This window comes from Bordetella genomosp. 13 (assembly GCF_007679965.1).
Lineage (GTDB): Bacteria > Pseudomonadota > Gammaproteobacteria > Burkholderiales > Burkholderiaceae_B > Bordetella.
Genome location: NZ_VEHL01000008.1, coordinates 237,937 through 253,165 on the forward strand (window position 1 = coordinate 237,937; position 15,229 = coordinate 253,165).

Annotated in this window: 7 protein-coding genes; 4 read left to right on the forward strand and 3 right to left on the reverse strand. The window is 69.4% G+C overall.

Going from position 1 to position 15,229, the window contains the following annotated elements:
- Nucleotides 1-46 precede the first annotated feature (46 nt).
- The 3 genes from polA to FS845_RS19600 all read left to right on the forward strand — a co-directional run bounded on the left by polA (nt 47) and on the right by FS845_RS19600 (nt 5,181).
- Nucleotides 47-2,764 (forward strand): DNA polymerase I, encoded by a 2,718-nt coding sequence (gene polA / locus FS845_RS19590; protein ID WP_144638455.1) that lies wholly within the window; start codon nt 47-49, stop codon nt 2,762-2,764.
- A 712-nt stretch (nt 2,765-3,476) separates the two neighbouring features.
- Entirely contained in the window at nt 3,477-4,340 is an 864-nt protein-coding gene (locus tag FS845_RS19595; protein WP_144638457.1) for a ZIP family metal transporter, read from the forward strand.
- A 52-nt stretch (nt 4,341-4,392) separates the two neighbouring features.
- Nucleotides 4,393-5,181, forward strand: a complete 789-nt coding sequence (locus FS845_RS19600; RefSeq protein WP_144638459.1) for a dienelactone hydrolase family protein — start codon at nt 4,393-4,395, stop codon at nt 5,179-5,181.
- Nucleotides 5,182-5,340: 159 nt separating this feature from the next.
- Here FS845_RS19600 and FS845_RS19605 read toward each other — a convergent pair whose 3' ends face one another.
- The 3 genes from FS845_RS19605 to glnE form a co-directional block, all read right to left on the reverse strand.
- The gene (locus FS845_RS19605; RefSeq protein ID WP_144638461.1) at nt 5,341-7,002 is read right to left on the reverse strand and encodes a Na/Pi cotransporter family protein; all 1,662 of its coding nucleotides are present in this window, start codon (nt 7,000-7,002) and stop codon (nt 5,341-5,343) included.
- 409 nt (nt 7,003-7,411) lie between these two features.
- Nucleotides 7,412-8,083, reverse strand: coding sequence for an epoxyqueuosine reductase QueH (locus tag FS845_RS19610; protein ID WP_144638463.1), 672 nt, complete (start codon nt 8,081-8,083; stop codon nt 7,412-7,414).
- A 290-nt stretch (nt 8,084-8,373) separates the two neighbouring features.
- Nucleotides 8,374-11,166, reverse strand: coding sequence for a bifunctional [glutamate--ammonia ligase]-adenylyl-L-tyrosine phosphorylase/[glutamate--ammonia-ligase] adenylyltransferase (gene glnE, locus FS845_RS19615; RefSeq protein WP_144638465.1), 2,793 nt, complete (start codon nt 11,164-11,166; stop codon nt 8,374-8,376).
- A gap of 78 nt (nt 11,167-11,244) precedes the next feature.
- Between glnE and FS845_RS19620 the strand changes: the two genes are divergently transcribed.
- Nucleotides 11,245-15,063, forward strand: coding sequence for a YhdP family protein (locus FS845_RS19620; protein ID WP_144638467.1), 3,819 nt, complete (start codon nt 11,245-11,247; stop codon nt 15,061-15,063).
- The last annotated feature ends 166 nt before the right edge of the window (nt 15,064-15,229 follow it).

A 15,229-nucleotide genomic window follows, 5' to 3' on the forward strand; every position in this document is an offset into this window, starting at 1 on the left:
CGGAACTTGTTTGCCGGCGGGGGTGCCCAACTCTGCCTTTTTGACCATGAAGAAAACCTTATTGCTGGTAGACGGATCGAGCTACCTGTATCGCGCCTTTCACGCCATGCCTGACCTGCGCAATGCGCAGGGAGAACCCACGGGTGCGCTGTACGGCGTCGTGAACATGCTGCGCAAGCTCGTAGCGGATCATAAGGCAGAGTATGCCGCATGCATCTTCGATGCGCGCGGCAAGACATTCCGAGACGACTTGTATCCGGAATACAAGTCGCATCGGCCACCCATGCCCGATGATCTATCAGCACAGATCGAGCCCATCCTCCGTGTTGTGCGCGCGCTGGGCTGGCCCGTGCTGGCCATCGAGGGCGTCGAGGCCGACGACATCATCGGCACGCTGGCGCACTGGGCGGCCAGGCAGGGCGTGGACACCATCGTCTCCACCGGCGACAAGGACCTGGCGCAACTGGTCACCGACCAGGTCACGCTGGTCAACACCATGAGCGGCGAAGTGCTGACCCCGCCCGGCGTCATGGCCAAGTTCGGCGTGCCGCCCGAGCGCATCGTCGACTATCTCATGCTGGTGGGCGACACCGTCGACAACGTGCCCGGCGTCACCAAGGTGGGCCCCAAGACGGCCGCCAAATGGCTGGCCGAGCACGGTTCCGTCGACCAGCTGGTCGAGGCCGCCGCATCCATCAAGGGCGTGGCGGGCGAGAACCTGCGCGCCGCCATCGGCCAGTTCCCGCTGACACGCCAGCTGCTGACCGTGAAGTGCGACTGCGACCTCACGGGCCACGTCGCGGGCCTGCCCGACCTGGAATTCATCACGCCCGACACGGCCACGCTGGTCGAGGCCTACGACCGCTATGGATTCCGTACCTGGCTGCGCGAACTCAGCGGCGACGAGGAACGCCTGCCGGCGGGCGACGCGCGCGCGGCGGTCGACATCCCCGTCGCCCCGGCCGAGCAGGACTACCGCATCATCACCGACTGGGCCGCCTTCGACGCCTGGATGGCGCGGGTGCAGGACGCCCCGCTGGTGGCGCTGGATACCGAAACCACCTCGCTGTCCGAGATGCAGGCGCGGCTGGTGGGCATTTCCATGGGCGTGGCGCCCGGCGTGGCCTGCTACATCCCGGTAGCGCATCGCGGACCCGAGGCCGGCGAGCAATTGCCCAAGTCCGAAGTGCTCGAACGCCTGCGCGGCTGGCTGGAAGATCCTTCGCGCGCCAAGCTGCTGCACCACGCCAAGTACGACACGCACGTGTTCGCCAACGAGGGCATCCGCCTGGCGGGCATCTCCGACGACACCATGCTCGAAGCCTACGTGCTGGAATCGCACCGCGGCGTGGGCCTGTCCGAACTGTCGCAGCGCTTCCTGGGCCGCAGCGGCATCTCCTACGAAGACCTGTGCGGCAAGGGCGCCAAGCAGATCGGCTTCGACGAGGTCGCGGTCGAGCGTGCCGGCCACTATGCCTGCGAGGACGCCGACTTTACCATCCAGCTGCACCAGGTGCTGCGGCCGCGCGTGGCCGCCGAGGCCGGGCTGGAGTTCATCTACCAGCTCGAGATGCAGGTCTCGGGCGTGCTGACGACCATCGAGCGCAACGGCGTGCGCGTGGATGCCGCCGAGCTGGGCCGCCAGAGCCACAAGCTGGGCCAGGAAATGCTGCTGCTGGAGCAGCGCGCCTACGAGCTGGCCGGCCAGCCGTTCAACCTGAATTCGCCCAAGCAGCTGGGCGAGATCCTGTTCGGACGCATGCAACTGCCCGTGGTGCGCAAGACGGCAAGCGGCGCGCCGTCCACCGACGAAGAGGTTCTGACGCGCCTCGCGCAGGACTATCCGCTGCCGCAGGCGCTGCTGGAGTACCGCGGGCTGTCGAAGCTGAAGTCCACGTACACCGACAAGCTGCCGCGCATGATCAACCCCGACACGGGCCGCGTGCACACGCACTATTCGCAAGCCGCGGTCATCACGGGCCGGCTCGCTTCGTCCGATCCCAACCTGCAGAACATCCCGGTGCGCACCGAGGCGGGCCGCCGCGTGCGCGAGGCCTTCATCGCCGAAAGCGGCACGCTGCTGTCGGCCGACTATTCGCAGATCGAGCTGCGCATCATGGCGCACGTGTCCGACGACGCGAACCTGCAGAAGGCCTTCGCGGCTGGCGAGGACATCCACCGCGCCACCGCGGCCGAGGTGTTCGGCGTGCCGCTGGACGCGGTGGCTTCCGAGCAGCGCCGCGCCGCCAAGGCCATCAACTTCGGCCTGATCTACGGCATGGGCGTGTTCGGCCTGGCCTCGAACCTGGGCATCACGCGCGACGCCGCGCAGGCCTACATCGACCGCTATTTCGCGCGCTATCCCGGCGTGGCCAGCTACATGGACATGACGCGCCAGATGGCACGCGAACAGGGCTACGTCGAAACCGTCTTCGGCCGCCGCCTGCAGATGCCGGACATCCGCGCCGCCTCCGGCCCGCGCCGCCAGGGCGCCGAACGCGCCGCCATCAACGCCCCCATGCAGGGCACGGCCGCCGACCTGATCAAGCTGGCGATGGTGGCCGTGCAGAAGTGGCTGGACGACGAGAAGCTGCGCACGCGGATGATCATGCAGGTGCACGATGAACTGGTGCTTGAAGCGCCGGACGATGAGCTCGAGGTGGTGCGCGAGGCGTTGCCGAGGTTGATGTGTGGGGTGGCGACGTTGAAGGTGCCGTTGGTGGCCGAGGTCGGGGTGGGCAAGAACTGGGAGCAGGCGCACTGATTGCCGTGTGCTGTGCTTTGGATTGCTTCTGCTGGCGGGGCGTTCTGGGTTCTTGAGGCGTCCCGCATGAGGGCGGAGGGCGCACGCCGGCCAAGTCGTCGGGCTCGGGCGCGCCACCAGGCGCCCTCGGTCCCCTGCGGGGACTTCCCCTCCTCCAATTGGCCGGCGCGCGCCCTCCGCCCTCATGCGGGACTCACGACATCGGCATGCCGTCCGTATACGGCAGGGCCGCTGGTCATCGCTTGTTTTTTTTCTCTCTCTCCTCTTCTCTTGAGGCATCGATCAATGGAAGCGTTGGTCATGCGCAATGTTTTCGCGCGCCCGGACGACGTAGCTATCCGTCCGCCTGCATCACTTGCGTGCTCGCACAGCTCCATGATCGGGGCAGGTGTATCCCATGTCGTAAAGGGAGAGAGAAAAAACCGCAGTACGGAACATCGAGCTGCTTGAGCAGCGTCGGGGCTTGCGGGGGCGTGACGGCCAATTGGAGGAGGGGAAGTCGCCGAAGGCGACCGAGGGCGCCTGGGGGCGCGCCCGAGCCCGACGACTTGGCCGGCACGCCCCCGCAAGCCCCGGCGCTGCGCCTCAAGAACCCAAATATTCCGACCATCGATCACCTCACGTCCCTAAGACCCCAGTCAGCCCTGTAACGATATAATGTTGCGACACTGAATAGAACAAAGACGTACCCCGTCAAGCAGACGCCCCCACCATGTTGCTCCTCTGGATTCTCCTTGCCACCCTGGCTGGCGGCCTCATCGCCATTTCCATCGCCAGTTGGCTGGCCTACCGTGTGTTCGCCCAGTACCTGCATCACATGGTCAGCCTGTCGGTCGGCGTGCTGCTGTCCGTGGCGCTGCTGCACCTGATGCCCGAGGCGTTCGAGACCGCGCAGGCCGACGCGCGCACGCTGTTCGGCCTGCTGCTGGTGTCGCTGATCGCATTCTTCGCGCTGGAGAAGATCTCTCTCTTGCGGCACAGCCATCATCACGAAGGCGATGGGCATCATCACCATCATGGCCATGACCGGCACGAGGCCGGGCGGGGCGGGCGTTTCATCCTCATCGGCAGTTCGCTGCACAACCTGTGCGACGGCGTGCTGGTGGCCGGGGCTTTCCTGACGGATCCCTTGCTGGGCGTGCTGACCGCGGCATCCATCATCGTGCACGAAGTGCCGCACAAGCTGGGGGATTTCGTGGTGCTGATCAACGCGGGCATCGCGCGCCGGCGCGCCGTGATGCTGATCCTGCTGAGCAGCCTGTGCACGGCGGCGGGCGGCGGTGTAGGATATTTCGTGTTGCAGGAAGCGCAGGCCTGGACGCCCTACATCCTCGTGATCGCGGCCAGCAGTTTCCTGTATATCTCGGTTGCCGACCTGATGCCGCAGATGCACGAGCGCGTCTCTCTGTCCGACGCGATTCCGCAACTGCTGCTGGTGGGCGTCGGTGTGGTCCTCATCTATGGCGTCACCACCCTCATGCACCACGGGCACGAACACGGGCATGAACACGACGCCAACCACGGCGAGGCCGTGCACGGCGGCCATGCGCACGGATCCGCCACGGCGCATCCATAGCGGGCGGGGCAGGCGGCCGGGTCCTCCGTTTCATCCAACCAGGAGTCCCGCCATGAATTTCGCCGCCGCCGCCGGCAATCCCGCATCGACCACCATCCACACCGACAGCCAGGGCCTGGCCCAGGGCGACTTCGAGCTGCCGACCGCCAACGGCACGATCAGCGCCTACTACGCGGCGCCCGAAGGCAAGAAGGACCTGCCCATCGTGCTGGTGGTGCAGGAAATCTTCGGCGTGCACGAACACATCAAGGACCTGTGCCGCCGCTTCGCAAAGCAGGGCTACGTGGCCGTGGCCGCCAACCTGTACGAGCGCCAGGGCGACGCTTCGCAATACACCGACATCCCCAAGCTGGTCTCCGAACTGGTCTCCAAGGTGTCCGACGAACAGGTCTTCGGCGACCTGGACGCCAGCGTGGCCTGGGCAGCGGAGCACGGCGGCGACGCCACCCGCGTGGGCATCACCGGCTTCTGCTGGGGCGGCCGCATCACCTGGATGTACGCCGCGCACAATCCGCGCGTGAAGGCCGGCGTGGCCTGGTACGGCAAGCTGGCGTCGGGCCATGGTCCGCTGATCAAGCAGTACGTGGTCGACATCGCCGGCCAGCTCAACGGCCCCGTGCTGGGCCTGTACGGCGCCAAGGACGAGAGCATTCCGCTGGCCGACATCGAGAAGACCAAGGCCGTGCTGGCCCAGGGCAACGAGAACTCGCGCGCGTCCGAATTCGTGGTGTATCCGGACTCGGGCCACGCGTTCATGGCCGACTACCGTCCGTCCTATGTGAAGGCCGATGCCGAGGATGGGTGGAAGCGCGCGCTGGACTGGTTCGACCGCTATCTCTGACAGGGCCGGGCTCGGGCCCGGCGTCCGTGTGCGTCCGTGGCCGCGGGGCGCCACGTGGCGCAGCGGACCGAAGCGACGCGTGGATCCACGCGTCGCCGTTTCACGCGACGATCACGGTGCCGCTTTACACAAAGATCACGGCGCCGCTTCGCACAACGATCACGGCGCCGCTTCGCGCAGCCGGCTGGGCAGCAGTTCGCCGTGTCGCGCCAGCAGCGGATAGGCGGCCGCGCCCACCAGGTGCGAGTTGACGTTCTTGGCGTCGCGCAGGATGTCCAGGTAGAGCGCGCCGACTTCCGCGGTCTCGACCTCGCCGTTCTTGATCTTCTGCAGGTGCGCCTCGGCCGCGCGCACCTCGATCTCGCGCAGCCGGGATTTTTCGGCGGCCAGCATGCGCGCCTGCCGCAGGTCGCCGTTGACGAACAGCGACGCGGCCAGTTGCTGGTTGGCCATCACCATGTCCAGCGTCTCCTCCAGTTCCGCGCGCTGGGCAGGCGCCAGCGTCCAGCCATGCTTGCGCAGGCGCGTCGCGTGGCCCAGCAGGCCGTGGTAGGCCAGGTCGCCGGCATGGCCGATGTTGCTGCTGAACGCGAGGATGTCGTCGCGGCGTTCGCGGTCTTCGCGCGTCATGTTCTCCTGGTCCAGCGTGGCCAGGTAGGCGGTGATGGCCTGCTCGATCCTGTCCAGCGCCACGTCCAATTGCCGTGCCTGCGGCAGGCGGCGCCGGTTGTCGCGGCGGAACGCGGCGCGCGCCACCAACAGCTGGGTCTGCAGCATGTCCGCCATGCGCAGGGCCTCGCGCGTGGCGTTGCCCAACGCCACGCCGGGTATGCCGTGCGCCCGCTCGTCCAGATAGCGGGGCCGGCCGGGATCATCCGGATTCGCGCGGCTGGGCAGCCACCGCGTCAGCAGGGCCGCGTAGGGCGTCACCACGGGCAGCACCAGCAGCGCGACGGCCAGGTTGAACAGGGTGTGGAAGTTCGCCACGTCGCGCGACGGGCCGCCGGGCAGGGCATTCAGCACCGCGGGCAGCAGGGGCAGCAGCAACAGGCCCAGCACCACGCCGGCCAGCCGCGTCAGCAGATTGCCCAGTGGCAGGCGCCGCGCGGCCGGGTCGTCGCCCGTCACGCCTTCGATCATCGGATTGATCGCGGTGCCGAGGTTCGCGCCCAGCACCAGCGCGTAGGCCAGCTCGGGCGAGGCGACGCCATGTCCGGCCAGCGACATGACCAGCACGACGATGGCGACGCTGGAGTGCGCGGCCCACGTCAGCGCGGCCGACAGCAGCACGGCGGCCACCGGCTGGCTGGACAGCGCATTCAGGATGATGGCGAACAGCGGCGCGCGTCCCAGCGGCTGAAACAGCAGCATCAGTTGATGCAGCGACAGCAGCAGCAGGCCCAGGCCGATGAAGACGCGCCCCAGGTCACGCGGCCGGCCCGGCGGATTGCGCCGGAACATCCACACGCCGATCAGCACCAGGATGGGAATCAGCGGCGTCAGGTCGAAGGACAGCAGCTGCACGATCAGCGTGGTGCCCACGTTGGCACCCAGCATGGCGGCCAGCGCGGGCGCCAGGCCCACCATGCCGCCAGCGGCAAATCCGGTGACCATCAGGCCCGTGGCGGTGCTGCTCTGCAGGATCGCCGTGATGCCCAGCCCGGTGGCGAACGCCCGCAGCCGCGTGCCCAGCGCGCGCCCCAGCACCGCGGCCAGCGTGGCGCCGAACGCGCGCTGCACCCCGGTCTGCACCATGTGCACACCCCACATCAGCAGCGCGACGTAGCCTGCGAAATCGAGCAGCGGCAGCAGTCCGGACATCGTCTTCGTGGCACTCCCTGGACGACAGCGTTCGCCGCATCCTTATGTGACATGAAATATAAATGACATGATCGCACGGGTGGCGTGCGGCGACAAATCCGCGCCAGGGGCGGGGTGATCGCGACGCCATCACAGGCTGCCGCCAGGCACCGGCGGCAGGCCCCGGCACGGCGTACAGCGGTGCGCGGCAACAATGCCGCGGCAAACGCCGATGCCTGCGGGGCAGGTCGTCGCCTTTACTGCGCGGAATGAGCGGTCCTGGTGGGCAAAACAACCCTCCGGGGTGGCGGCCTTTGGCGTTGCCGGGCGTCTCTCCGGCCGAGTGCCCACCGCCAACGAGCCGGGGCCATGGCGCACCGGCGTATCCGGCGGCGGGTGGTCCGGGGAACCGCGGCGGACCTCGCGCGCCTTACGAATCGCCGCTGATGATCTCTTCGCGGCCGTAGAACTTCACGCCGATGTGGATGCGTTCGCGTCCTTGCGAGCGGCGGTGGCGGTTGGTGTCGCGCAGCGAATACACGCAGCCGCAATATTCCTGCTGGTAGAAGTTCTCGCGCTTGCTGATCTCGATCATGCGCGACGAACCGCCGCCCTTGCGCCAGTTGTACGTCCAGTACACCAGATCGTCGTAGCGCGCCGCGGCCCGTTCGCCGCAGCCGTTGATCTGGTTCATGTCCTTCCAGCGCGAGATGCCCAGCGAACTGGTGATGGTGTCGAAGCCGTGCTCGTGCGCATACAGCGCGGTGCGCTCGAAGCGCATGTCGAAGCACTTCGTGCACCGCTCGCCGCGCTCGGGCGTATCCTCCAGCCCCTTCACGCGCTCGAACCAGTTGTCCATGTCGTAGTCGGCATCGATGAACTCGATGCCGTGCTGCTCGGCGAACCGGATGTTCTCCTGCTTGCGGATCTCGTACTCCTTCACCGGATGGATGTTCGGGTTGTAGAAGTAGATGGCGTACTCGATCCCCGACGCCGTCATGGCCTCCATGACTTCCCCGGAACAGGGCGCGCAGCAGGAGTGCATCAGCACCTTCTTGCGGCCGGCGGGCAGATCGAGCTTGGGACGAACGAATTCAGACATGGCGGATGTCGCCGCAACGACAGGGAGTATCCCGTCCACTACGGCCAATCGGAAAAACGCTGGGAGAATCCATAGTTTACTGCGTTGGCGGCGGCATGCCCCACCTCTCTCTCACAGGACTGGCGAGGGACTCCTGACAGTTGAATGCGCCGCATCGTCCCTGACCCCGTAAGCGAGCCGCATCCGTCCCGGAGAAGTCCCGCCCGCAGCGCGAAAGCGCGAGGACGGGACTACGCAGGGACGGATGCGGCGTCTTAAGAACTCAATACAACGCAGCCACAAAACACCCTTTACTCCCCCAACACCGCCTTCCACAATTCACCCACAGCCTCCCTCTCCCCCGCCACCTTCTCCACCGGCACCCGCGCCTTCTCCACTCCCTGCAACCGCAGCGAATGCTGCATCCGCCGCAGCGTCCGGTACGCATCGCCCGCCAGCCGCGCCTGCCCCGGATCGATCAGCCCCGCCTGTCCGGCCAGCCGCAGCAGCGTGATGTTCCCCAGGTTGTTCACCAGCTCGCGATGCTCCGCGCCATGGCACAGCACCAGGTATTGCGTGACGAACTCCACGTCCACCATGCCGCCGCGATCGTGCTTCAGGTCGAACAGCGGCGTGGGATTGGGATGGCCCGCGCTGATCTTGCCCCGCATGCCCAGCACCTCGCGGCGCAGCTCGGCCGTGTCGCGCGGCTGCACCATGATCTCGGCGCGGATGCGCTCGAACCGCGCGCCCACCGCGGGATCGCCCGCCGAATAGCGCGCGCGCGTCAGCGCCTGGTGTTCCCACGGCCATGCGTGGCCGCGCTGGTACTGCTCGAAGGCCTCGACCGACACCGCCAGCAGCCCCGCGTCGCCATCGGGCCGCAGCCGCAGGTCCACCTCGTACAGCCGGCCCGACGAGGTCATCGTCGACAGCCATGACGTCATCCGGCGGCTGAGCTTGGCATAGACCTCGGCCGCGTCCTCGCGCGGATCGTCGAACAGGAACACAAGGTCCAGGTCGGAGGCATAGCCCAGCTCCTTGCCTCCCAGCTTGCCGTAGGCGATGACGGCGAAGCGCGGCTGCGCGGCGGGCACGCGGTTGACCAGCGGCCACACGCGCCGCACCGTCTCGGCCAGCAGCACGTCCGCCAGGGCCGACAGCTGGTCGGCCAGGCGTTCCACCGTCAGCTCGCCTTCCAGGTCCTGCGCCAGCAGCTGGAAGCTGGCCTGGCGCTGCACGTCGCGCATCAGGTTCATCTGGCGCTCGACGTCGGGTTCGCCGCCCGGCAGTACGCAGGCATTGAGATCGGCCGTCAGCTGGCGCGCCAGCTGCGCGAAATCGAGCGGCTCGAACAGCGTGCGCCAGTCGATCAGGCTGTCCAGCAGCAAGGGATGTTGCGTCAGGTATTGCGCCGCCCAGGGACTGGCGGCCATCATGCGCGCCACGCGCGCCAGGGTGTCGGGGTACTCGGCCAGCAGCGCCAGATAGGCGCTGCGCTGCGCGATGGTCTCGATCAGGTCCATCAGGCGCACCGCGGCGTCGCGCGGATTGGGCGTCTGCAGGGCGGCCTGCAGCGCGGCCGGCAGCAGGGCGTCCACGCGTCGGCGGCTGCTGTCGGGCAGGCTGCGCACGCGGTGGCTGGACAGCAGCGACTCGGCGCGCCGCACCAGCTCGTCGGCCTCGTCGGCACCGAAGCCCGCGCGGATCTGCGCGGCCAGGCGGCTTTCGGCGTCGTCCTGCGCCTGGTCGTCGGGCGGCGCATTGCGCTGCGCCGCGCGGCCCAGGCCGGGTTCGTCCAGGTCGCCCATGCCCGCCAGGCGGAAGGCATCGCGGAAGGTCTGGGACACGAACTGGCGATGATCCGCGAGCGTGCGCTCGAATTCGTCCGACGCACAGCCCAGCGCGGCGGCCAGCGCGGCGCGCTGCTCAGGGTCGCTGGGCAGCAGGTGCGTCTGCGCGTCCTCGCGGTATTGCAGCGCGTGCTCGGTGCGGCGCAGAAAGCGGTAGGCGGTCTCAAGCCGCTGCGCATCTTCGGGCGTCACCAGCCCCGCGTCGCGCTCGGCGTGCAGCGCGGGCAGCAGCCCGCGGTGGCGCAGGGCGGGCATGCGGCCGCCGCGCACCAGCTGGAACAGCTGCACGATGAACTCGATCTCGCGGATGCCGCCGTCGCCCAGCTTGACGTTGTTGGCGCTGTCGACGCCGCTGCGCGACAGGGCGCGGCGCTGCCAGTCCTGGCGGATGCGCTCGCGCAGGGCGCGCAGCGCGGCCAGCGCGTCGAAGTCGAAGTACTTGCGGTACACGAACGGCATGCGCAGGCTTTCGAGCTGGCGCGCCTGCGGTTCGGGATCGCTGTCGGCATAGGCCCGCGCCGGCATGAGGCGGCCCTTCAGCCAGGCGTAGCGCTCCCATTCGCGCCCCTGGCCGATCAGGTAGTTCTCCAGCGCGTCCAGGCTCCAGGCCAACGGCCCGGCATCGCCGTCGGGGCGCAGCCGCAGGTCGGTGCGGAACACCTGGCCGTTGGCGTCGACCTCGGACAGGATGGGCATCATGCGGCGCGTCAGCCGGCCGTAGAACTCGTGGTGGCTGATGGAGCGTGGGCCGTCGGTGTCGCCTTCCTCGCCGTACAGCATGATGAGGTCGATGTCGGACGAGACATTCAGTTCGCGCCCGCCCAGCTTGCCCATGCCGACGATCAGCATCTCCTGCGGCGCGCCGGTGGCGGGGTCGCGCGCCACGCCGTGCACCTCGCGCAGTTCGGCCGCCACGCTGCGGTAGGCGGCGTCCACGGCCACGTCGGCCAGTTGCGTCATGCCGCCGACCACTTCCTCCAGCTCGGCCTGGCCTGCCAGGTCGCGCACCATCAGGGTGGTGAACACACGTTCGCGCAGCTTGCGCAGCACGCTGCGGCATTGCGCGCCGGGCAGCGCCTCGGGCGCGTCCGGACCGGCCAGCTCGGCCATCCAGCTGGCCAGCACGTTGGGCGTGACGGGGCGTCCGGCGGCATTTTGCAACCAGGCGTACAGGTCGGGATGGGCGTCCAGGCGGCGCCGCAGGTGGCCGGACCAGGCCAGCGCGGACTCGAGCAGGGGAGCGGAAGACATGGTGCGGTCTCGATGGCGGAATGTCGTGTAATGTATAAAGGGACGATACCGCAACCTGCCTGCTCCTGCCGACCCTCCGTGCCCGTTTCCATCAAAGTCTTGCGTTGCCTGTTCTGGGGCGTATTGGCGGTCTTCGTGCTGGCCGCCGCTGCGTTCCTGAGCCTGCGGTACTGGGTGCTGCCGCGGGTGGATCAATGGCGTCCGCAGATCGAGCGCCACGTGTCCGATGCGCTGGGCGCGCGGGTGCGGATCGGCCACATCGACGCCGACTGGAGCGGCCTGAATCCGCGCCTGCGCCTGGCCTCGGTGCGCGTCTACGAAGACCAGCAGGCCGAGCCCGCGCTGGACCTGCCGTCGGTCAGCGCCGTGGTGGCCTGGCGCAGCCTTGCGCGCCTGTCGCCGCGGCTGCTGGACCTGCGCGTCGACGAGGCCGACCTGACGGTGCGCCGCGACCCCGAGGGCCGCATCTGGGTGGCCGGCCAGTCCATCGATCCCGACGAGCCTTCCGACGGACGGTCCCCCGCGCTGCGCTGGCTGCTGGCGCAGCGCCAGGTCGTGCTGTATCACGCCACGCTGCGCTGGCAGGACCAGCAGCGGCAGGCGCCCGAGCTGGTGCTGTCCGATCTCGACGTGCTGCTGCGCAACGGCGCGCTGTCGCACCGCTTCGGCATCCATGCGCGCACGCCGGGCGACCTGGCCGCGGGCTTCAGCCTGCGTGGCGAGTTCAATCGCCACCTGTTCTCGCGCGACGGCGGCAACCCGTTGCGCTGGGACGGGCAGGTCTACGTGCAGCTCGACGATGCGCAGCCTTCGGCATGGCAGCCCTGGGTATCGCTGCCGGCCCGTCCCGACGGCCGCATGGCCGCGCGCGCCTGGTTGCGCATGTCGCATGGCCAGGTGCAGGACGTGACGCTGGACACCGTGCTGCGCGGCATGCGCTGGCAGGGCCCCGAGAATGGCGGCGGCGCGATTGCTGCGCGCGCCGTGCGGGCCCGCCTGCAGGGCGCGCCGGGCGACCTGTTCCAGTTTGAAGACGTGCCGCTGGCGCGCAGCAAGGATGCCGCGGGCCTGGCGCTGAATACCGAGATAGAGGGCCTGCGCATCGATGCGCCCCGTGTGTTCGAGACGCCCGGCCTGGCGTTCGACCAGGCGCAGATCGATGGCCGCGTGCTGCAGCGGCCCGGCCAGCCGCGCACCCTCGAACTGCGCCAGGCGCGCGCCGTCAATCCCGACGTGGATGCGCGCCTGCAGGGCACCTGGCACGAGGACGGCCGGGCGCCCGCCGGCATCGCGGACCTGCGCGGCAGCCTGGCGCGCGCCTCGATGCCGGCCATCCACCGCTATCTGCCGCTGAGCGTGAGCGAGGATGCGCGCCGCTGGCTGGCCCGCGGGCTGGTGGCCGGCGAGGTGCGCGACGCGGCGGTCACGCTGCGCGGCGACCTGACCGACTTTCCCTTCGGACGGCAGGGCAGCACGGGCGAGTTCCGCATCGCGGGCGCGTACCGCGACGCGGTGGTCGACTATGCGCCGGCCGAAGGCAGGCGCAAGGGCTGGCCGCGGCTGGAGAAGCTGCACGGCGGCTTCGCCATCGACAAGGCCAGCCTGACCCTGGATACCCGGGACGGGCAGGTGCCGACCGGTCCCGGCCAGGTGGTCGGGCTGGGCGCGGTGCAGGCCTCGATTCCCGATCTGGAACACGATGCGGAACTGTCGGTGACCGGCGCCTCCGAAGGCCCGGCGCCGGCGTACCTGGCGCTGGCCGCGAATTCGCCGCTGGGCGGCCTGCTGGACGGCGTGCTGGCCGAGGCGCAGGGCACGGGGGTGTGGCAGGTACCGCTGAAGCTGCGCATCCCGCTGGCCAACGTCGATGACGCGCGCGTCGAGGGGCATGTGGGCTTCACGGGCGGCGATTTCCAGTTGATGCCGCAGATCCCGCGCTTCACGCAGCTGCACGGCGAGCTGGGTTTCACCGAGCGCGGCCTGGAGGCGCGCGACCTGCGCGCCACTTTCCTGGGCGGCCCCGCGCGCGTGTCGGGCGGCATGGGCAATGGCCGCGCGCTGAACTTCGCCGGTACGCTGAGCGCCGCCGGCCTGTCGGAACTGAGCCGCTCGCCCGGCTTGCAGCGGCTGTCGGGCAAGACCGACTACCAGGGCCGGCTGACCTACTCCAAGGGCGCGGACCTGGATGTCTCGGTGCAGAGCGAGCTTACGGGCATGGCCATCGACCTGCCGGCCCCCGTCGGCAAGCGGGCCGAGACGGCCCTGCCGCTGCGGCTGCAGTTCAGCCCGGCCACGGACCGCGGGCCGGAGGGCCGGCGCTGGCTGTCGGGCGGCCTGGGCGAGGACATCAACCTGCTGCTGGAACGCGACCCGTCGACGCGCGGCGGCGGTCCGTATTTCGGCCGCGGCGCGTTGGGCGTGGGCCGCGCGGCCACGCTGCCCACGCAGGGCCTGAGCGTCTCGGGCAGCTTCGACACGCTGGACCTGGACGGGTGGAACGACGCGGCCGAGGCCTTCGCCGCCGAGCCGCCGCCCGCCGAGGCGCGGCGGGCACGCGCGCGGGCGGCCGCGGCGCAGGGGACGCAGTCCGCTTCGCAGGGTACGCAATCCGCCACGCAGGCCGCGCAGTCCGCTGGCAAGGCTCCCATGCAGCCCGCAGGCAGGCGCGAGCCGGGCGCGCCCGATGCCGCCGAGTCCGGCCTGATGCCGCCCCTGAACCAGATCAGCCTGTCGGCCAAGCGCCTGCAGGCCTCCGGCCATACGCTGGACCAGCTGACGCTGTACGCGCAACGTCCCACGCCGGCCCAGTGGCGCGTCAATCTCGACGCGCGCCAGGCGGCCGGCACGCTCGAATGGACGGAGGCCCAGGGTGCCGTCGCGGGCAAGGTGCTGGCGCGTTTCTCGCGCCTGGCGCTGGGCGGCGAGCAGGGCATCGGCACCGGGGACGAGAGCGGCGGCGGGCAGGGCCAGGACGCCGACTCGGGCAGCGAACTCTCCGACATCCCCGCCATCGACGTGCAGGCCAAGCAGTTCACCCTGTACGGCCACGACGTAGGCAGCCTCGAAGTGCTGGGCACGAACCTCGAGCGCGGCAACCTGTGGCGCCTGGACAGGCTGCGCATCGCCAGCGACAGCGCCACGCTGGACGCGAAGGGCCAATGGCGCCTGAGCGGCGGCGACCGCGGGCTGACCGTCGACACCAAGGCCTCGTTCCAGGACCTGGGCAAGTTCCTGGCGCGCGTCGGCCACGAGGGTACCATCAGCGACGGCGCGGGCACGGTGGACGGCCGCATCGCCTGGCGCAATTTTCCGTGGCGCCACGACGTGGCCGACCTGGAGGGCGGGCTGGCCGTCAGCCTGGACAAGGGCCGCTTCCTGAACCTGAACTCGCGCACGGCGCGCCTGCTGGAAGTGCTGTCGCTGCAATCGCTGCAGCGGCTGATCAAGCTGGACGTGAATCCGATCGACGTGCTGCGCGAAGGCTTTCCGTTCGACACGGTGCGCGGCAACATGAAGATCGGCGGCGGCGTGGTGACGACCGACGGCTACAAGATCAATGGCCCGGTGGCGGCCGTCTCGCTTGAAGGCAAGGCCGACCTGGTGGCCGAGCGCTGGGACATGCGCGCAGTGGTGGTGCCCAACCTGGACGCCAGCGGCGCGGCGGTGGTGACGGCGCTGGCCGTCAATCCTTTGGTCGGGCTGGGCGCGTTCGTGACGCAGTGGCTGCTGAAGGAGCCGCTGGCCGAGGCCATGTCGGTGCGGTACCGGGTCACCGGACCGTTCGACGATCCCAAGGTCGAAAGCGTGGATTCGGACGGGACGCGGACGACGCCGTCGCCCGCGGCGCCGCAGCAGCCGTGGCCGCAGCAGCGCGGCGATGGATGGGTCGAGCCCTGAGCCGTACGACCATCAGGTGTGCCGGGATAGGCGGCTGTCCGCCGACAGGGCCGGCAGGAGCTGACATGGGGTGATGCGCGCCGACCCGCGGGACGGGGCCAGGCTTGCCGCGCCGCCGCGCCAGGCGCCGGCCCCGGCCATGGCCGGCGGCGCCGGCGCCGGATGA